Source organism: Streptomyces sp. KMM 9044 (assembly GCF_024701375.2).
Lineage (GTDB): Bacteria > Actinomycetota > Actinomycetes > Streptomycetales > Streptomycetaceae > Streptomyces.
This window is the reverse complement of the sequence record NZ_CP113910.1, coordinates 5,209,390-5,227,668: the sequence shown is the minus strand read 5'-3', so window position 1 is coordinate 5,227,668 and position 18,279 is coordinate 5,209,390. Positions and strand designations below refer to the sequence as shown.

Sequence of the window (18,279 nt, the reverse complement as noted above, 5' to 3'; positions counted from 1 at the left end):
CCACGGAGGGTCACCTTCGGGCAAGCACCCGTCTCCGGTGCCCCCCGGTGCCGTACTCCCTCATGTCTGCTTCACGCCTGCCCAGTGAGGCGGGCGTGAAGCGAGCGGGCCGAGGCGTCGGTGAGGGACGCGATCTGGTCGACGATCACCCGCTTGCGGGCTCGGTCGTCCGGGGCCTGCGTGAACAGGGTGCGGAACTGCGGGTCCAGGCCTTCGGGGGCACGGGCGGTGAGCGCCTCGGCCAGTTCGAGGACGACGATCCGCTGGTCGACGCGGAGCTGTTCCTGCTCGGCGCGCTGCATGACGTACCGGTCGGCGACCGCCTTGAGGACGGCGCACTCCGTACGGATGCTCCTGGGGACGACCAGCTCGGCTCCGTAGCGGGTGAGACGGCCCCTGCCGAACTCCTCCCGGGTGGCGCCCTCGGCGGCGAGGCAGAAGCGGCCGATGAGCTGGCTGGTGGCGTCCTTGAGGCGGGCCTGGGCCACCGCTGTGCCGTCGTAGCCGTGCGGCCACCACTCCTGGGCGAGGAGGCGGTCGAGCGCCTCGGCGAGTTCCGCCGGATCGGTGCCCGCGCCGGCGTACCGGCCGACGGCGACGGCGAAGATCTCCTGCCGTTCGGGCTCGGCGTGCAGGCAGTTGGGGTCGATGTGGCCGGCGTGCAGGCCGTCCTCCACGTCGTGCACCGAGTAGGCGACGTCGTCGGCCCAGTCCATGACCTGGGCCTCGAAGCAGGTACGGCCCTCGGGGGCACCCTCGCGGGCCCAGTCGAAGACGGGGCGGTCGTCCTCGTAGACACCGAACTTCGGGGAGGCCGGGTCGGTGGGGTGGGCGCCTCGCGCCCAGGGGTACTTGGTGGCGGCGTCGAGGGTGGCGCGGGTGAGGTTGAGGCCGACGCTGACGACGTCGCCGCTCTCCGGGTCGGTGAGGAACCGCTTGGGTTCGATGCGGGTGAGCAGGCGCAGCGACTGGGCGTTGCCCTCGAAGCCACCGCAGTCCTCGGCGAACAGGTTCAGCGCCTGTTCGCCGTTGTGGCCGAAGGCCGGGTGGCCCAGGTCGTGGGAGAGGCAGGCGGCCTCCACGAGGTCCGGGTCGCAGCCGAGGGCGGCACCGAGTTCCCGGCCCACCTGGGCGCATTCGAGGGAGTGGGTGAGGCGGGTGCGGGGGCTGGCGTCCCAGACCGGGCTGGCCGCTCCGGGGGTGACGACCTGCGTCTTGCCGGCCAGGCGGCGCAGGGCCGAGGAATGCAGCACGCGCGCGCGGTCGCGCTGGAAGGCGGTACGCCCGGGACGTTTGTCGGGCTCGGCGGCCCAGCGGGCGGCCGAGCCCGGGTCGTAGCCGGGGGGCGGGGTGTGGTTCTGCCGCGGGTGCGCCTGAGCCGGAGGGCCGGTGGGGGTGGGGGTGGGGGTGCCTGCCATGTCTCGACACTACGGGTACGCGGTGACGGCCGAGGGACGCACGGAGGGCTGCCGCGCCGCGCCGGGCTGCGCGGGGCGCCGGGCGGGGCCGGACGGGCAGTCGGCGGGTACGGGGCTGTCCTGGTCCCGGGCCGGGCCCCGCGCACCCCTGGACGGGGCGCTGTCGTGGACCTCCGTGTCATGCGGGAGTCAGGACGGGCGCCGTGCGGGCCTGGGTGTAGCGGTGGAGGAGGAGGCGGGCCATGGCGGGGTGGGTGCCGAGGGGGGCCGCGGTGACCCAGGGGGAGGCCGCCGCGCACTCCGTGGCGAAGCGGCCGGGTGCGGTGAAGCAGGAGGCGACGGCCACCCGGCGACGGCCTTCGGCCGCGAGGGCGCGCAGGGCCTCGGAGACGGTGGGGGCGGCCGTGGAGGCGTAGGCGGGGACCACGGGGACGCCGAGGCGCTGGGCGAGCAGGTCGGCGGTGCGGGCGGTGTCGGTCCGCGACTCGGGGTCGCGGGACCCGGCGGCGGCCAGCACGACCGCGCTCGCCCGGCGGGTCGCCCCGTCGGCCGGGGTCCGCCAGCCGGCCTCCGTCAGGCGGGCGTGCAGCGCGTCGACGAGCAGCGGGTGCGAGCCGAGCGGGGCGGCCACGCGCGTGGGCAGCGGCGACGCGGCGGCCGTCTCGGGGATGTCCTGCTTGACGTGGTAGCCGCGGCCGAACAGCAGCGGCACCAGTACGGCGGAACCGGTCCCCCGCGCGTGCAGACCGGCGAGGGTGTCGGGAAGGAGCGGCTCGTTCAGCTCGATGTGCCCGAGGTGCACCGGCAGACCGGGGCGGAGCGCGCGGACGCGGTCCAGGAGCGCCCGTACGGTACTCAGCGCGCGTGGATCACGGCTGCCGTGGGCCACCACGACGAGGGCCGGGGGTGGCGGGAACGGAGGGCGCCGGCCGCTCCCGCCGGACGCCCCGTGCCCGGGCGGCCGGCTGCTGAGCGGGGCCGGGGTCGAGGTCGTGGGGTGCACCGTCATGTCTCCGATCGTCGCCGGGGGGCGTTGCCTGCCCGTTGCGCGGACGTGACGGGTGTTTTCCGGCGGTTCACGGCACGGCCCCCGCCCGGTGTGAGCCCGTTCGAGCTGCGGCTTCACCCCCCGGGTACCCCCGTACCGTGCCGCTGATCACAGCAGACGGCTGAACCGTAGGAGGCGCGAGGGCGTCTTCGACGTCGAGGACCGACCGGGGAGGGCGCCCGTTTCATGCTTCATCTGTTGCTCCGTGTGAGGGCGGGCGCGGCCCGATGGCTCCGCCGGCCGCGTCCGCCCCGCCTGCCGCGCACCCGGGCCGGCCGGCGGCGGCTGGTGCAGGCGGGGATGGTGGCCTGCGTACTGGCGCTGCTGCCGGCGACGTGGATGCGTCTGGCGGCGGAGGGCCGGCTGCACACCACCACCGACGTGCCCCGCACCGACGTCGCCGTGGTCTTCGGCGCGGGCCTGTGGGACGGGGAGCCGTCGCCGTACCTCGCGCACCGGCTGGACGCGGCGGCCGAGCTGTACCGGGCGGGCAGGATCGGGGTGGTCCTGGTCACCGGCGACAACAGCCGTGAGGAGTACGACGAGCCGGACGCGATGCGCGCCTATCTGACCCGGCACGGCGTGCCCGACGCGCGGATCGTCAGCGACTACGCGGGCTTCGACACCTGGGACTCGTGCGTGCGCGCGAAGAAGATCTTCGGCGTGGACCGGGCCGTGCTGATCAGCCAGGGCTTCCACATCCGGCGCGCGGTCACCCTGTGCCAGGCGGCCGGCGTCTCCTCGTACGGCGTCGGCGTCGACGACCGGCACGACGTCACCTGGTACTACGGGGGCGCCCGCGAGATCCTCGCCGCGGGCAAGGCGGCCCTGGACGCGGCCTTCCGACCGGACCCGCACTTCCTCGGGCCGGGGGAGGCGGGGGTGGAGCAGGCGCTCGACGGTATCCGTGCCCCGTCGGCGACACCGCGGCCGTAACGCGCGTACTGCGGCATGCCCGCACCACGGCGGACACCGCCCGCGTCACGGTCGCCCTCCCGGCCGAGCAGGCCGCCGAGCCGGGAGCGCCCACCGGCAACGTCTTCGGGTACGTCACCGAAGCGGTGGCCCGTCAGCCGCGGCACCAGTTGCCCGGCGCCGACCCGCTGCGCCGGCAGGAAGAGCACGGGCCTTCACCGAGAAGGAGCCGGCCGAGGCCCGCTCCCGGCCTCACCGCGCTCCCCCGCCCCCGGGGAGGTCGCCGTACCGGGGGTGTAACAGGGGCCGGTGCGGTGTGTAACACGTGCGGCGCACGCTGGGCGGTATGCCGAACACCGTGACGCCCACGCACTGCCCGTACTGCGCACTGCAGTGCGGGATGAATCTGACGCCCACGCCGGACGGGACCGTACAGGTGAGCGAGCGCGCGGGCTTCCCGGTGAACCGGGGCGCGCTGTGCGGCAAGGGGCGTACGGCACCGGCGGTGCTGTCCTCCGCCGTGCGGCTGACCTCGCCGTTGGTGCGGTCACGGGAGAGTGGCGAGCTGGTGCCCGCCGGCTGGGACGAGGCGCTGGACCGGATCACCGAGGGGCTGGGCCGTACGCGCGGCGAGCACGGGGCGGACGCGGTCGGGGTGTTCGGCGGCGGCGGGCTGACGAACGAGAAGGCGTACGCGCTGGGCAAGTTCGCGCGGGTGGTGCTGGGCACCTCCCAGATCGACTACAACGGCCGTTTCTGCATGTCGTCCGCGGCGGCGGCCGGTATCAAGGCGTTCGGGCTGGACCGGGGGCTGCCGTTCCCGCTGGAGGACATCCCGAGGACCGGCTGCGTGATCCTCGTCGGTTCGAACCCGGCGGAGACCATGCCGCCGGCGCTGCGCTACTTCGCCGAGCTGAAGGAGAACGGCGGCACGCTGATCGTCGTCGACCCGCGCCGGACGAAGACCGCCGAGCTGGCCGATCTGCATCTGGCGACCCGCCCCGGCACCGACCTCGCGCTGGCGCTGGGCCTGCTGCACCTGGTCGTCGCCGAGGGCCGCAGTGACGAGGCGTACATCCGGGAACGCACCGCCGGCTGGGAGGAGACCCGGGCCGCGGCGATGGCGCACTGGCCGGAGTACGTGGAGCGGATCACCGGCGTGCCGGTGCCCCGGCTTCGGGAGACCGTACGGCTGTTCTGCGAGCCGGAGGCGGCGATGGTGCTCACCGCCCGCGGGCCCGAGCAGCAGGCCAAGGGCACCGACACGGTGGGCGCCTGGATCAACCTGTGCCTGGCGACCGGCCGGGCGGGCCGCCCGCTGTCCGGGTACGGCTGCCTGACCGGTCAGGGCAACGGGCAGGGCGGGCGCGAACACGGCCAGAAGGCCGACCAGTTGCCCGGCTACCGCAAGCTGACCGACCCTGCGGCGCGCGCGCACGTCGCCGGCGTCTGGGGGGTGGACCCCGACTCGCTGCCCGGCCCGGGGCGCAGCGCGTACGAGCTGCTGGACGCGCTGGGCGGGGACATCCGCTCGCTGCTGCTGATGGGCTCCAACCCGGTGGTGTCGGCGCCCCGCGCCGCGCACGTCGAGGAGCGCATCCGGTCGCTGGACTTCCTGGCGGTGTGCGACGTCGTGCTGTCGGAGACGGCCGCGCTCGCCGACGTCGTCCTGCCGGTGACGCAGTGGGCGGAGGAGACGGGCACGACGACCAGCCTGGAGGGCAGGGTCCTGCTGCGGCGGCGCGCGCTGCCCGCGCCGGACGGCGTGCGCAGCGACCTCGAGGTGCTGCACGAGCTGGCCGCCCGGCTCGGCGCCGGGCCGAGTCCCCAGAAGAGGTTCCCGACCGATCCCGAGGAGGTCTTCGAGGAACTGCGCCGCGCGAGCGCGGGCGGGCCCGCCGACTACTCCGGGATCAGTTACCGGCGGCTCGCGGAGGACAACGGCGTGTTCTGGCCGTGCCCGGCCCCCGGACCCACGCCGGCGGAGGCACCTGTGCCGGCGGACGGTGCCGTGCACCCCGGCACCCCCCGGCTGTTCCTCGACCGGTTCGCCACCGAGGACGGGCGGGCCCGGTTCGTGCCCGTCGCGCACCGCGCGAACGCCGAGGAGCCCGACGACGAGTACCCCGTGCTGCTGACCACCGGCCGGGTCGTGGCGCAGTACCAGTCCGGTGCGCAGACCCGGCGCGTCGACGAGCTGAACGCGGCCGCGCCCGGCCCGTTCGTGCAGTTGCACCCGCGGCTCGCGGAGCGGCTCGGCGCGGCCGAGGGCGATCCGCTGGCCGTGGTGTCCCGGCGGGGCCGGGCGGTGGCACCGGCCCGTATCACCATCGCGATCCGCCCCGACACCGTGTTCATGCCGTTCCACTGGGCGGGCGAGGGCCGCGCGAACACCCTCACCAACCCCGCCCTGGACCCGACGTCGCGGATGCCGGAGTTCAAGGTGTGCGCGGTACGGGTGGAAGTGGAGACGGCGCGGTCCTGAGTTCCGGCCGCTCCACCCGTACCCCGCCGCCTCACCCGTTCACCGGCGCGTGGCGCACCCTTCGGGTTCTTTCCCCCGGCCGGGCCCGCGGCACTGCGGTGACCTGCCGAAACGGGTACGGGCGGGGCTCCGGCGGGAACTTTCTGACACCCATTCACCTCATTTCTGACGCTCCCTCAGGGAGCGGGCCGCGCCCGTCGGCCTTTACCTCGGACTAGCGGGGACGCGACCGACGGCGGCACATGGGGGTGCCGCGGGCGCGGCCCCTCCGTGAGCCCGAGGGAGCATCGATGCGAGGTACCGCCCGGCGGCTGACCAACCTGACCGGACCCGCGCTCGCCGTGACCGCCGCGGGGCTGTTCGCGGCGCCCGCCGCGTACACCGCCCCCGCGGGACCTCCCCACGGCGACGGCAGGCCGGCCGGAAACCCGGCCAGGAGCCTGGAACTGCGCCCGTCCGTGGTCGTGGCGGGCACGCGGGTGACGGTGGACACCTCGGCGTGCGGCGACGGCGACACGGTCGCGGGCGATGCCACCGCCGTGGGCGCCGGCCGTTTCACGCTGGCACCCCGCGACGACGGTCCCGACGCGGCCGGACGGGACTCGACCGGCCGGTTCCGGGTACCGCCGGGCGCGCAGCCGGGGACGTACGAGATCGTCGCGACGTGCGAGGCGGGCGGGCAGCGGGTGACCGGTGACCTGGTGGTCAGGCTGACGCCCGCGGCGCAGCAGGTGTACCCCCGGGGCAGTGTGAAGACGGGGGTCGGCGGCGCCCTGGGCACCGACCCCGCGCAGACCGCGGCCGGCGTGACGGCTCTCGCCGTCGCCGCCGCGGGCGGTACCTGGCTCCTGCATCGCCGGGCGAGAGGCGACGGGATCTGACGGGCGCCCCTCCGCCGCCCGTCCGCCGGTACCGCATCCCCTCCCCCTCCGGGTCCGACGCCCCTCGCGGCCCGGAGGGGGCACGGGGCCGACGCTGGAGAGGTCAGTGAGCGATGCACCGCATACGCCGGACATACCGCATACGCCGCATGCCGCGCAGGCCCGGCCGGGCGACCGGGCGACCGGGCGACACGGTCATAGCGTCGATGAGCACGCTCACCCTGTGCTGCGGCCTGTGGCTGCTGCACGCCGGAACCGGCACGAGCGCCCCGCCGCAGCCGTCGGCCGCCCAGGCCCACTCCACGGGCCCGGGGCACGGTGCCGGGCAGGACCCGGCGTCCGCCGCGCTGCCGTCCTCCCCGCCCGACCGGATCCGCATCCCCGCGATCGGTGTGGACGCCCCCCTGACGGGCCTCGGCCTGACGGGCACCGGCAGCCTCGACGTGCCGCCGCCCGAGCGGCCCGGCCTGGCCGGCTGGTACGAGGCAGGCACCACGCCCGGCGGGAGCGGCACCGCGGTCGTCGCGGGCCATGTCGACAACGCCGAGGGCCCCGCCGTCTTCTACTCCCTGGGCGCCCTGCGCAAGGGCGGTACCGTCGAGGTGGACCGGCGCGACGGCGGCACCGCCGTGTTCACCGTGCACGCCGTCGAGGTGTACGACGCCCGGGACTTCCCCGACGAGAAGGTGTACGGCGCGGCAGAGCGCCCGGAGCTGCGGATCATCACCTGCGGCGGAGGCTACTCACGCGCCACCGGCTACCAGGGCAACGTCGTCGTCTACGCCCACCTCACCGGCAGCCGCTGAGCCCTCGGACGGTCCCAGCACGTTCGCCCTCCCCCACGCACCCAGGGGTTCCCGCGCCTCGTTGAGCGCCGTGCCCCCGGGCGTCGGGGAGTACTCGACACGCGGCGGGGTCTCGTCGTGCTCCTCGCGGTGCACGATGCCGTCGGACTCCAGCTCCCGCAGATGCGAGGCGGGCACCTTCCCGGTGACCCCGGGCAGTTCCCGGCGCAGGGCGCCGAAGCGGTACGGCCGTTCGTGCAACGCCCAGAGCATCAGCACCTTCCACTTGCCGCCGATCACGTCCACCGCCGCGTCGATCCCGCACAGATACGCCCCGCCGCCGTACCGCCCCCATGCCCGTCGCCCCGTCCGCTTCCGCTGCCCGCGCCCCTTCCCCGGGGTAAGCGTCCACTTCCAAGTACGTACTTGAGCAGGTTCTTCCCCGCGGCGAGCCTGGTCTCCATGACCCACAACACCCCCTCCCCCGTTCCTGCTTCCCTGCCCCTCCTCGGCGCCGGCGCCCTGGGCACCGCCCTCGGCCGCGCCTGGCTCGCCGCCGGTCACCCGGTGACCGTCTGGAACCGCACCGCCGCCCGCACCGCCGGGGGCGCGGGGGTCGCCGCGACCGCCGCCGAGGCGGTGGCCGCGAACCGCCCGGTGGTCGCCCGCCTGCCCGACGTCGGCTCCGTCGGCGAGACGCTCGGGGGCGCCGGCCTCGCCGGGCGGGACCTGGCGAACCTCACCACCGGAACGCCGGCCCAGGGCCGTGCCCGCGCCGCCTGAGCCACGGCACGCGGCGCCCGTTTCCTGGACGCCGGGGTCGTTCATGGCGGTACCGCCGGTGATCGGAGCCCCGGAGTCCGGGGCGTGCGTCTTCTGCAGCGGCGCGCGCCCCCTGTTCGAGGAGCACCGGAACACACTCACCGTCCCGGCCGGCACCCGGTACGTAGGGGGAGGACCCCGGGTTCGCCGCGCTGCACGACGTGGCGCTGCTGAGCGCGATGAGCGGGCTGTTCGCCGGTGTCACCCACGCCTTCGCGCTGATCCGCCGGGAGGACATCGATCCCGGGGACTTCGCGCCCCTGCCCGCCTCCTGGCTCACCGCGATGACGCCGGCCGTGCACGAGACCGCCGGGCGGCTGCGCGGCGGCGACTACACCTCGGACGTGGTGTTTGAGCCCGCGATGCAGGACAACCGGCTCGTCGGCGTCACGTCGACGGAGTTCGAGCTGCTCCCCGTCCTGGCCGCCCCCCGAAAAGGTCGTGCCGCGGAAAGAGCTGATGTCCCGGGTCTGGGGAAGCAACTGGGGGCACCGCACCATCGGCACCCTTGTGAGCAGCCTCCGGACGAAACTCGGCTCCAGCGGCTGGATCATCACGGTACGGGGTGTCGGCTGTCGCATGGGGCACGCCTGGCGCATGCCGGAGACGTTCGCCGGCCGAGCAAACGGGCGGCGCGAGGGCCCCGGGGAGCGTACGACCACGCTCCCCGGGGCCCTCGCCGTCACACCGCCGCCCTCCAGCCACCGCAGCAGCGGGTGGTGCGCCTCTCCGGTCTCCCCCACCGCCCGTCGCGCCCACCAGGCCGACGCCGGATTCGAGGTCAGCAGTGCGCGCCGCGGCTCGCGCCGGGCCAGCTCGGCGAGGGCGGCGAGCGTGCTCATGCCCGTACCCGTGAAGAGCAGGGCCGTGCCGGCGGGCAGTTCCCGCTCCCGTACGCGCCGCAGGATCGCCCCGGTCGTCACCTCGTACGGGTCGTAGTGCGCGTCCTCACCCGGGCTCGTGGCCCCCGGCTCCGCCGTGCCCGGGTCCGCCGGTACGAGTACCACCCCGTCGACCGTGATCCGGCAGGACCGGCTCCGTGGGGCGGCCCAAGGTGCGCGGGGCGTCGCTCGCGCTCGGATACCACAAGCGTCCCGAGGCGTTCGCGGCCGAGCTGAGCGAGGCCGGCTGGTTCGACACCGGCGACCTGACCCGGGACGACGGCCGGGGCGGCATCCGTATCATCGGCCGGACCCGGGACGCGGGACGCGGTCCTGCGGGACGGGCAGGTGGCTCCGATGTCCTTCGGCATCAGTTCGTGGTCGGGGGCTTCGCAGATGTCGCGGGCCCGAAGGGGGCCGGCGGCCCCGTTGAGGAAGGCGAGGACGCGGGGGTCCGGGTGCTCGGGCAGGTCGGGCGCGGAGGCCCGGGCCGGGAGGCGGTCAGCGAGTGCGGTGCTGGTCTTCTGGACGGTCGCGAGGTGTTCGAGGCGGGTCCCGGCCTCCCGCAGCCGGCCCTGCATGTCGACGATCTGCGTGCGGAGGTCGTCGGCCGGGGCCCGGGCGGCGTCGTCCTGTTCCGCGGCGCTCCCCGGTACCGGCCGCTCGCGTCACGGAGCGGCGCTGGAGCCCGGCCCGTCCGAAGGGATCACGTCAGCCGGGCTGATCACCGGGTGCGGCGCTCAGGCCAGCCACTGCTCGTGCGCCATGTTCGCCACCAGCGCGAAGACGACCACCAGCAGGACGACACGGACGAAGCCGCTGCCCTTCCTCAGGGCCGTGTGGGCGCCGAGGGTGCCGCCCGCCAGGTTGAACACGGCCATCAGGCCCGCCAGCTGCCACAGCACCGCGCCCTGCCAGGCGAACATCGCCAGCGCGCCGGCGTTGGTGCAGCAGTTGACGATCTTCGCGGTGGCGGACGCGGTGACGAGGTCGAGGTGGAGCAGGGCGGTGAGGGCCAGGACGAGGAACGTACCGGTGCCGGGGCCGATGAGGCCGTCGTAGAAGCCGATGCCCAGGCCGCCGAAGCCGATCGCGGCGAGGACGCGGCGGCGGGAGACCGGGCCGGGCTGCGGCGCGGTGCCGAAGCCGGGCCGGAGGATGACGAAGGCGGCCACCGCGAGCAGCACCACCATGATCACCGGCTTGAGGACCTCGGTGCTCATCCCCGCGGCGAGGAAGGCCCCGCCCGACGATCCGGCGAGGGCGGCGAGACCGATGCGTACGGCGGTCCGTACGTCGACGGGTGCCTTGCGGGCGAAGGTCACCGCCGCGCCGGTGGTGCCGACGATGGCGACCGCCTTGTTGGTGCCGAGCGCGTGCGCGGCGGGCGTGCCGGCGGGCAGGCCGAGCAGCAGCGCGGGCAGGAGCAGGAGCCCGCCGCCGCCGACCACGGCGTCGATCCAGCCGGCGGCGAGCGCCGCGAGGCAGAGGAGAACGACCGTGGTCAGCGAAATGTCGGGCATGGGCGTGACCCTATGGAGCGGGTAGTTGTGCCGTCCATCAAGATGAGCTTTTCCTGAGGTTGAGCGTCGTCACAGTGCCGCCCCGCATCACCCCGGCATCACCCCCGCCTCCCCGTCGGCGCCTCCTCACCGCCGCCCCGGCCCGGCGCTCCGAACCCTCACACCCACCCCCCGTCCCCGCTGAGGGCAGCGTTCCGCGCGGGAAACAGACGTGATGCCGCCGGGTAACACCCGCACCGCACGCTCAGGGACATGACCTCGAACGAGCGTGTGGTGGTGATCGGCACCGGCCTGGCGGGCGTGACACTCGCCCGGCGGCTCGGCGAGCTCGGCACGCCGGTGACGCTGATCGGCGAGGAGGAGCACCGTCCGTACAACAGGGTGCTGCTCGCCGAGGTGCTGGCCGGACGCTACAGCCCCGAACTGATCGCCCTCCCCGCCCCGGTGGCGCCGACGGTGCTGACCCGCGGCCGGGTCACCGGCATCGACCGCGCGGCACGCACCGTCGCCTGCGCGGACGGTACCGGGATCGGCTACGACCGGCTCGTCCTGGCCACCGGCTCCAACCCGGTGCTGCCACCGCTGCGCGGGCTGTTCACCGAGGACCACGCGCTGCCCGAGGGCGTGCACGCGTTCCGCACCATGGACGACTGCCTGGGCCTGGCCGGGGCGGTACGTCCGGGGACGCGGGCCGTCGTCATCGGCGGCGGGCTGCTCGGCGTGTCCGCGGCCCGCGCACTCGCCGTGCGCGGCGCCCAGGTCGTCCTCGCCCAGCAGTCCGAGCGGCTCATGGAACGCCAGCTCGACCCGGCGGCGTCCAAGCTCGTCCGGCGGCATCTGACGGACCTCGGCGTGGAGGTGCACACCGAGTGCCGGGTACGGGACGTGCGCTGCGGCGCCGGCGCGGTCCGCTCGGTCGAGATGGCCGACGGGTACGCGCTCGACGCCGACCTGGTGGTCCTGGCCTGCGGGGTGCACCCGCGGGTGGGGCTCGCCCAGGCGGCCGGCCTGGAGGTCCGCAAGGGCATCGTCGTCGACGACGAGCTGCGCACCAGTGACCCCCGTGTCCACGCCGTCGGCGACTGCGTCCAGCACGCCGGCACGGTGTACGGACTGGCCGCCCCGGCGCTGGAACAGGCCGAGGCACTGGCCGCCCTGCTCGCCGGGGACGCGGGCGCCCGCTACACCGGCACCCGCTCCCTGACCCGGCTCACCCTCACGGGGCCCGACAGCCCGTTCGACCTCGCCGCGTTCGGCGAGACCGAGGCACGGCCCGGCGACGACGTCGTCCAGCTCACCGACGCCACCCGGGGCACCTACCGCAAGGTCGTCGTCCGCGACGACCGGCTGATCGGCGGGGTCCTGGTCGGCGAACTCGGCACGGTCGGCGCGCTCGCCCGCGCGTGGGAGGGAGCAGAGCCGCTCCCGTCCGACGGCGGCCCCCTGCTCCACCTGCTCACCAACGACGGAGGCTCCTGATGACCGCCACCCCGGGGCCCACCCCCACGATCGTGCTCGTCGGCCACGGCATGGTCGGCCAGCGTTTCCTGGAGGCGCTCGCCGAGCGCGGCCTGACCGCCACGCACCGCGTGGTCGTGCTGTGCGAGGAACCGCGTCCGGCGTACGACCGCGTCCAGCTCACCTCGTACTTCTCGGGGCGCACCGCCGAGGACCTGTCCGTGACGGACCTGGCGTTCCTCGAGGAACACGGCATCGAGCTGCACATCGGTGATCCGGCCGAGACGGTCGACCGGGAGGCCCGCAGGGTCACCGCCCGCTCGGGACTGGCCGTCGACTACGACGTCCTGGTGCTGGCCACCGGCTCCTACCCGTTCGTGCCGCCGGTGCCGAACAAGGACGCGGCCGGCTGCTTCGTCTACCGCACCATCGAGGACCTGCTCGCGATCGAGGAGTACGCGAGGAGCAGGGCCACCGTGGGCGCGGTGGTCGGCGGCGGGCTGCTCGGCCTGGAGGCGGCGGGCGCACTCAAGGGGCTCGGACTGACCACGCACATCGTGGAGTTCGCGCCGCGCCTGATGCCGGTGCAGGTCGACGACGGCGGCGGCGGCGCGCTGCTGCGCACCATCGAGAACATGGGCCTGGCCGTGCACACCGGCACCGGTACGCAGGAGATCGTGGTCGGCGAGGACGGCGCGGTCACCGGCATGAAGCTGTCCGACGGCTCCGAGCTCGCCACCGACATGGTGGTGTTCTCCGCCGGTGTCCGCCCCCGCGACCAGCTCGCCCGTGCGTCGGGGCTGGAGGTCGGCGAGCGCGGTGGCATCGCCGTGGACGAGCAGTGCCGCACGGTCACCGACCCGCACGTCTTCGCGATCGGCGAGTGCGCGCTGGCCGCCGACGGCCGGGTGTACGGCCTGGTCGCCCCCGGCTACGAGCAGGCGCAGACCGCCGCCGCGACGATCGCCTCCGACGAGGCGTCGTTCACCGGCGCCGACCTGTCGACCAAGCTGAAGCTGCTCGGCGTGGACGTGGCGTCCTTCGGCGACGCGCACGGCACCACCGCCGACTGCCTGGACGTCGTCTACTCCGACTCCCGCGCCGGCCTGTACAAGAAGCTGGTCATCGGCAGCGACGGCACCCTGCTCGGCGGCATCCTGGTCGGCGACGCGGAGGCGTACGGCACGCTGCGCGCCTTCACCGGGTCGGTGCCGCCCGTCTCGCCCGAGTCCCTGGTCCTGCCCGCCGGAGCCGGCGCCCCGGCCCAGCTCGGCCCGTCCGCGCTGCCGGACGAGGCCGTCATCTGCTCCTGCCACAACGTCACCAAGGGCGCCGTCCGCGGCGCGGTCACCGAGCACAGCTGCACCACCGTGCCCGAGGTGAAGAAGTGCACCAAGGCCGGCACCGGCTGCGGCAGTTGCGTGAAGGTGCTCGGCCAGCTGGTCAACGCCGAGCTGGAGGCGAACGGCGTCGAGGTCGACAAGGGGCTGTGCGGCTGCTTCTCGCAGACCCGTGAGGAGCTGTACGAGATCGTCCACGCCCTGCGCGTCACCTCCCACCGGGACCTGCTGGACCGGCACGGCTGCGAGGACGCCCGGGGCGGTGACGGCTGCGAGATCTGCAAGCCGACGGTCGGCTCGATCATCGCCTCCCTCGCCCCGGCCATCGGCGCGAGCACGTACGTCCTGGACGGCGAACAGGCCGCCCTCCAGGACACCAACGACCACTTCCTCGCCAACCTGCAGAGGAACGGCTCGTATTCGGTCGTCCCCCGCATCCCCGGCGGTGAGATCGCCCCGGAGAAGCTGATCGTGATCGGCGAGATCGCCCGCGACTTCGGCCTCTACACGAAGATCACCGGCGGCCAGCGCATCGACATGTTCGGCGCCCGCGTCGAGCAGCTCCCGGTCATCTGGGCCCGCCTGGTGGACGCCGGCTTCGAGTCCGGCCACGCGTACGGCAAGTCGCTGCGCACGGTGAAGTCCTGTGTCGGGCAGACCTGGTGCCGCTACGGCGTCCAGGACTCGGTGCGCATGGCGATCGACCTGGAGCTGCGCTACCGGGGACTCAGGTCGCCCCACAAGCTGAAGTCGGCGGTCTCCGGCTGCCAGCGCGAGTGCGCCGAGGCCCAGTCGAAGGACTTCGGCGTCATCGCCACCGTGGGCGGCTGGAACCTGTACGTCGGCGGCAACGGCGGCGCCACCCCGCGCCACGCCGACCTGCTCGCACAGGACCTCTCGGACGCCGAACTGGTGCGCCTCATCGACCGGTTCCTGATGTTCTACATCCGCACCGCCGACCGGCTGGAGCGCACCTCGACCTGGCTGGACCGGATCCCGGGCGGCCTGGACCACGTACGGGACGTCGTCGTGCACGACTCGCTCGGCATCTGCGACGAGCTGGAGTCCCTGATGTCCGCCCACGTCTCGCACTACCGCGACGAGTGGGCCGAGACCATCAACGACCCCCAGAAGCTCTCCCGGTTCGTGTCCTTCGTCAACGCCCCCGACACCCCGGACCCGGTCGTCGGCTTCGTCCCCGAACGCGACCAGATGAAGCCCGACCTGCCCCTGCTGAACATCGGCATGCGACCCGCACAGTCCAAGGAAGCCGCCCTGGAAGGGAGCGCCCAGCGATGACCCTGGCCCTCGAGACCACCGACCTGAAGGTCCGACTCCAGCTGACCGACGCCTGGTTCGCGGTCTGCGACCTGAGCGCACTGGTTCCGGGCCGCGGCGTGGCGGCCCTGCTGCCCGACGGCCGGCAGGCCGCCGTCTTCACCGACCGCGACGGCGGCCTGTACGCCGTCGACAACCGCGACCCCTTCACCGGCGCGGCGGTCCTCTCCCGCGGCCTGACCGGCACCCACCGGGGCCGCCTGTTCGTCGCCTCTCCGCTGCTCAAGCAGCGCTTCGACCTGGAGACGGGCCAGTGCCTGGACGACGACACGGTCCGGCTGACGACGTACGAGGTCAAGGCGGCGTGAGCCGGTAAGGGGCGGCGCCCCGGACAGCCGTCCACCTGTCGGGTTCCTGTCGGATCCGTGTGTTTCCGTTCGGTGGGCGGGGTTCTCGGAGTTTCATCGACTCCGAGAACCCCGCCCACCACGGAGGCCCGAACCATGAACCGGAAACACTCCCCGCCGTCCCGCCGCGCCCTGCTCGGTGGTGCCGCGGCCACCGCGGTCACCGCCCTCGCAGCGGCCGCCGGCACCGGTACCGCGCAGGCGGCCGGAGACCGCCCCGCCTGGCCGACCGGGTTCCCGCTGCCCGACGGCTGGCTCCCCGAGGGCATCACCATCGGCAGCAGGCCGTACGCGTACATGGGCTCCCGTGCGAACGGCGCTATCTACCGCACCGACCTGCGCACCGGACAGGGCGCGGTGTTCCACGAGGGCACCCCGGGCCTGGCGTCCATCGGCCTGAAGCTGGACGACCACGGCGGCCTACTGTACGTCGCCGGCGGCGGTGGCGGCACCGCGCGTCTCGTGGACGCCCGCACCGGCGCCCTCCGCACCGTCCACCAGCTCACTTCCGCCACGGGCCACTTCCTCAACGACGTCGTCCTGCTCGGCGACCGCGCCTGGTTCACCGACTCGCGCGACGCGGTGCTGTACGGCGTCCCGCGCGGGCGGCGCGGCACCGTGCGGGCGCTGCCGCTGAGCGGCGACTGGGAGCAGCTGCCGGACGTCAACAACGCGAACGGCATCGTGAGCACGCCCGACGGCCGCGACGTCATCGTGGTCAAGAGCACCCCGGGCGAGCTGTACCGGGTCGCCCTGCGCACCGGACACGCCACCCGCATCACCCTGTCCGGCGCGGACGACGTGGTCAACGGCGACGGCCTGGTGCGTGTCGGCCGCACGCTGTACGTGGTCCAGAACCGGCTGAACGTGGTCGCCGTGTTCCACCTCGACGCCGGCGCGACGACGGCGACCCTGCGCCGTTCGATCACCGACCCGCGCTTCGACGTCCCGGCCACCGCGGCCCGCTACCGCGACCGCCTGTACCTGGTCAACGCCCGCTTCACCAGCCCGCAGACACCCGAGACGGCGTTCACGGCGGTGGGCGTGCCGCTGTAGGGCGTTTGCCGGGGTGGCGCTCGGGATGGTCACCCTCCGGTACACCCATGGTCATGATGTGTCCATGCCGCACCTGTAGGTTCCGTGACCGCACGTCCCCGTCACCGGCCGGTGGCGGGACGGTTCACGGCACCTCTAGGAGCGGCAGTGGAACGTCGTACCTTCCTTCGTGCGAGCGCCATGGGCGGCACCGGCGCGGTCCTCGGCGGCGCGCTCTGGCACAGCGCCGCGTACGCGGCGCCCGCCCAGCCCGGCACGGGCCCCTACGGCGCGCTCGGCGCGGCGGACGCCAACGGGATCGGGCTGCCGGCCGGGTTCACCAGCAGGGTCATCGCCCGTTCCGGCCGGCAGGTCCCGGGCACGTCGTACACCTGGCACAACGCCCCCGACGGCGGCGCCTGTTACGCGGACGGCAGCGGCTGGATCTACGTCTCCAACTCGGAGATCAACCCGTCCGGCGGCGCGGGCGCGGTGCGCTTCTCGGCCACCGGCGCCGTCACGGGCGCGTACCGCATCCTGTCCGGCACCCGGCAGAACTGCGCGGGCGGCAGCACGCCGTGGAACACCTGGCTGTCCTGCGAGGAGGTGGACCGCGGTTACGTCTACGAGACCGACCCGTGGGGGACGAAGGCGGCGGTACGCCGGGACGCGATGGGCCGCTTCAAGCACGAGGCGGCGGCCGCCGACCCGGTCCGCAGGGTGATCTACCTGACCGAGGACGTCTCGGACAGCTGCTTCTACCGCTTCCGGCCGACGACGTGGGGCGACCTGTCCTCCGGCACACTGGAGGTACTGGTGGCGGGCAGCGGCACGAGCGGCCCGGTGAGCTGGGCGAGGGTCCCGGACCCGTCCGGGGCCACCGCGACCCGCAACCAGGTCTCCGGCGCCAAGCGCTTCAACGGCGGCGAGGGCTGCCACTACGCGAACGACACCTGCTGGTTCACGACCAAGGGCGACAACCGCGTCTGGCAGTACAACGCCGCCGCCCAGACGATCGAACTCACCTACGACGACTCCCTGACGACGGGCGGCTCCGCTCCCCTGACCGGCGTGGACAACGTCACCGGCTCCTCCTCGGGCGACCTCTTCGTGGCCGAGGACGGCGGAAACATGGAGATCTGCGTCATCACGCCCGACGACGTCGTGGCCCCCTTCCTCCGGGTGAGCGGCCAGTCCGGCTCCGAGATCACCGGCCCGGCCTTCTCCCCGGACGGCACCCGCCTGTACTTCTCCAGCCAGCGCGGGACGAGCGGGAGTTCGTCGGGTGGCATCACGTACGAGGTGAGGGGCCCGTTCCGCAGGTAAACGCTCCCGGTTGCCGGCTCATGCCGGTGCACAGAACGCACCGGCATGAGCGGAGAGCTACCGTCCGGTCACGTCACGTTCGCATCACGGGTCCGCGAAACCTCCCCGCCCTCCCCCATCCCTCCCCTACCGTCGGTAGCTCACACCCGGCAGACCACCCCGGACAGGGGCACACTGCCGGATATCCGCACATAGCTGGGGGACCCCCTGTGAACCTGTCCTGCAAGTCCGCCGCCGTGACCGTCGCCGCGCTCGCACTGGCCACGCTGCCCGTCACCACCGCCGCCGCCCACGAGGGCGTGTTCAAGAACTGCGACGCGGCGTACACCGCCGGGTACTCCAACATCCCGGCCGACAGCGAGCACTACGGCAAGCACCTGGACCGCGACAACGACGGCATCGGCTGCGACAACCCGCCGGCGGGCTTCGTCCCCGCCGACGACAAGGACGACGACAAGGACGACGACAAGGACGAGGACACCGCCGCCGGCTCGGACACGGAGTCCGGGGCGCAGAACACCGGCTCGGACACCGGCACCGACCTCGCCGAGACCGGCGGCAACAGCGCCACCCCGTACATCGCGGCGGGCGGCGCGGCCGTCGTCCTGGCGGGCGGCGGGGTGCTGTTCGCGGCACGCCGGCGCCGCAGCACCGACTGAGGCGCTCCGAAACGACGA

Annotated in this window: 15 protein-coding genes and 1 pseudogene; 12 read left to right on the top strand and 4 right to left on the bottom strand. The window is 74.1% G+C overall.

Annotated features, from left to right (window positions below; genetic code table 11):
- Positions 1-71: 71 nt before the first annotated feature.
- Both HUV60_RS23510 and HUV60_RS23505 read right to left on the bottom strand, forming a co-directional pair.
- The gene (locus HUV60_RS23510) at positions 72-1,418 is read right to left on the bottom strand and encodes a deoxyguanosinetriphosphate triphosphohydrolase (RefSeq protein WP_257849206.1); all 1,347 of its coding nucleotides are present in this window, start codon (positions 1,416-1,418) and stop codon (positions 72-74) included.
- 178 nt (positions 1,419-1,596) lie between these two features.
- Complete coding sequence (locus tag HUV60_RS23505; protein WP_257849204.1) at positions 1,597-2,427, bottom strand: sirohydrochlorin chelatase; 831 nt, start codon at positions 2,425-2,427, stop codon at positions 1,597-1,599.
- A gap of 225 nt (positions 2,428-2,652) precedes the next feature.
- Between HUV60_RS23505 and HUV60_RS23500 the strand changes: the two genes are divergently transcribed.
- From HUV60_RS23500 to HUV60_RS23485, 4 genes are all read left to right on the top strand, one after another.
- Positions 2,653-3,402: a SanA/YdcF family protein gene (locus HUV60_RS23500; protein ID WP_443047396.1), complete on the top strand. Its 750-nt coding sequence runs from the start codon at positions 2,653-2,655 to the stop codon at positions 3,400-3,402.
- 325 nt (positions 3,403-3,727) lie between these two features.
- Entirely contained in the window at positions 3,728-5,866 is a 2,139-nt protein-coding gene (locus HUV60_RS23495; protein ID WP_257849203.1) for a molybdopterin oxidoreductase family protein, read from the top strand.
- Between the two features lie 290 nt (positions 5,867-6,156).
- Positions 6,157-6,747 carry a hypothetical protein gene (locus tag HUV60_RS23490; protein WP_257849202.1) on the top strand — a complete coding sequence of 197 codons (591 nt, stop codon included), beginning with the start codon at positions 6,157-6,159 and terminating at the stop codon, positions 6,745-6,747.
- 206 nt (positions 6,748-6,953) lie between these two features.
- On the top strand, positions 6,954-7,553 hold the full coding sequence (locus HUV60_RS23485) for a class F sortase (RefSeq protein WP_443047395.1): 600 nt from the start codon (positions 6,954-6,956) through the stop codon (positions 7,551-7,553).
- Here the strand turns inward: HUV60_RS23485 and HUV60_RS23480 are convergent.
- Positions 7,491-7,838, bottom strand: coding sequence for a winged helix-turn-helix transcriptional regulator (locus tag HUV60_RS23480; protein ID WP_257849200.1), 348 nt, complete (start codon positions 7,836-7,838; stop codon positions 7,491-7,493). The genes HUV60_RS23485 and HUV60_RS23480 overlap by 63 nt on opposite strands.
- 156 nt (positions 7,839-7,994) lie before the next feature.
- Between HUV60_RS23480 and HUV60_RS23475 the strand changes: the two are divergent.
- Together HUV60_RS23475 and HUV60_RS34030 are read left to right on the top strand one after the other, a co-directional pair.
- Positions 7,995-8,722, top strand: a pseudogene (locus HUV60_RS23475) (NAD(P)-binding domain-containing protein); the annotation flags it as partial.
- A 91-nt stretch (positions 8,723-8,813) separates the two neighbouring features.
- The gene (locus HUV60_RS34030) at positions 8,814-9,293 is read left to right on the top strand and encodes a helix-turn-helix domain-containing protein (RefSeq protein ID WP_443047542.1); all 480 of its coding nucleotides are present in this window, start codon (positions 8,814-8,816) and stop codon (positions 9,291-9,293) included.
- A 682-nt stretch (positions 9,294-9,975) separates the two neighbouring features.
- On the opposite strand, the gene HUV60_RS23465 is transcribed toward HUV60_RS34030, so the two are convergent.
- The gene (locus HUV60_RS23465) at positions 9,976-10,758 is read right to left on the bottom strand and encodes a sulfite exporter TauE/SafE family protein (protein ID WP_257849199.1); all 783 of its coding nucleotides are present in this window, start codon (positions 10,756-10,758) and stop codon (positions 9,976-9,978) included.
- 252 nt (positions 10,759-11,010) lie between these two features.
- Between HUV60_RS23465 and HUV60_RS23460 the strand changes: the two genes are divergently transcribed.
- From HUV60_RS23460 to HUV60_RS23435, 6 genes are all read left to right on the top strand, one after another.
- A complete protein-coding gene (locus tag HUV60_RS23460; RefSeq protein WP_257849198.1) occupies positions 11,011-12,237 on the top strand; it encodes an NAD(P)/FAD-dependent oxidoreductase in 1,227 nt (408 codons plus the stop codon).
- Positions 12,237-14,855 carry a nitrite reductase large subunit NirB gene (gene nirB / locus HUV60_RS23455; RefSeq protein WP_257849197.1) on the top strand — a complete coding sequence of 873 codons (2,619 nt, stop codon included), beginning with the start codon at positions 12,237-12,239 and terminating at the stop codon, positions 14,853-14,855. Before HUV60_RS23460 ends, nirB begins: the two co-directional genes overlap by 1 nt.
- On the top strand, positions 14,852-15,202 hold the full coding sequence (nirD, locus tag HUV60_RS23450) for a nitrite reductase small subunit NirD (RefSeq protein ID WP_257849196.1): 351 nt from the start codon (positions 14,852-14,854) through the stop codon (positions 15,200-15,202). The genes nirB and nirD overlap by 4 nt, the downstream gene beginning before the upstream one ends.
- Positions 15,203-15,337: 135 nt before the next feature.
- Complete coding sequence (locus HUV60_RS23445) at positions 15,338-16,297, top strand: SMP-30/gluconolactonase/LRE family protein (protein ID WP_257849195.1); 960 nt, start codon at positions 15,338-15,340, stop codon at positions 16,295-16,297.
- Between the two features lie 147 nt (positions 16,298-16,444).
- A complete protein-coding gene (locus HUV60_RS23440; RefSeq protein ID WP_257849194.1) occupies positions 16,445-17,602 on the top strand; it encodes a PhoX family protein in 1,158 nt (385 codons plus the stop codon).
- Positions 17,603-17,811: 209 nt separating this feature from the next.
- Positions 17,812-18,261 (top strand): excalibur calcium-binding domain-containing protein, encoded by a 450-nt coding sequence (locus HUV60_RS23435; protein ID WP_257849193.1) that lies wholly within the window; start codon positions 17,812-17,814, stop codon positions 18,259-18,261.
- The last annotated feature ends 18 nt before the right edge of the window (positions 18,262-18,279 follow it).

Excerpts from the sequence above, each read along its gene's own strand:
- HUV60_RS23510 (WP_257849206.1), bottom strand. The coding sequence starts at position 1,418 with ATGGCAGGCACCCCCACCCCCACCCCCACCGGCCCTCCGGCTCAGGCG.
- HUV60_RS23500 (WP_443047396.1), top strand. The coding sequence starts at position 2,653 with ATGCTTCATCTGTTGCTCCGTGTGAGGGCGGGCGCGGCCCGATGGCTC.
- HUV60_RS23460 (WP_257849198.1), top strand. The coding sequence starts at position 11,011 with ATGACCTCGAACGAGCGTGTGGTGGTGATCGGCACCGGCCTGGCGGGC.
- HUV60_RS23505 (WP_257849204.1), bottom strand. The coding sequence starts at position 2,427 with ATGACGGTGCACCCCACGACCTCGACCCCGGCCCCGCTCAGCAGCCGG.
- nirB (WP_257849197.1), top strand. The coding sequence starts at position 12,237 with ATGACCGCCACCCCGGGGCCCACCCCCACGATCGTGCTCGTCGGCCAC.
- nirD (WP_257849196.1), top strand. The coding sequence starts at position 14,852 with ATGACCCTGGCCCTCGAGACCACCGACCTGAAGGTCCGACTCCAGCTG.
- HUV60_RS23495 (WP_257849203.1), top strand. The coding sequence starts at position 3,728 with ATGCCGAACACCGTGACGCCCACGCACTGCCCGTACTGCGCACTGCAG.
- HUV60_RS23445 (WP_257849195.1), top strand. The coding sequence starts at position 15,338 with ATGAACCGGAAACACTCCCCGCCGTCCCGCCGCGCCCTGCTCGGTGGT.
- HUV60_RS34030 (WP_443047542.1), top strand. The coding sequence starts at position 8,814 with ATGTCCCGGGTCTGGGGAAGCAACTGGGGGCACCGCACCATCGGCACC.
- HUV60_RS23465 (WP_257849199.1), bottom strand. The coding sequence starts at position 10,758 with ATGCCCGACATTTCGCTGACCACGGTCGTTCTCCTCTGCCTCGCGGCG.
- HUV60_RS23485 (WP_443047395.1), top strand. The coding sequence starts at position 6,954 with ATGAGCACGCTCACCCTGTGCTGCGGCCTGTGGCTGCTGCACGCCGGA.
- HUV60_RS23490 (WP_257849202.1), top strand. The coding sequence starts at position 6,157 with ATGCGAGGTACCGCCCGGCGGCTGACCAACCTGACCGGACCCGCGCTC.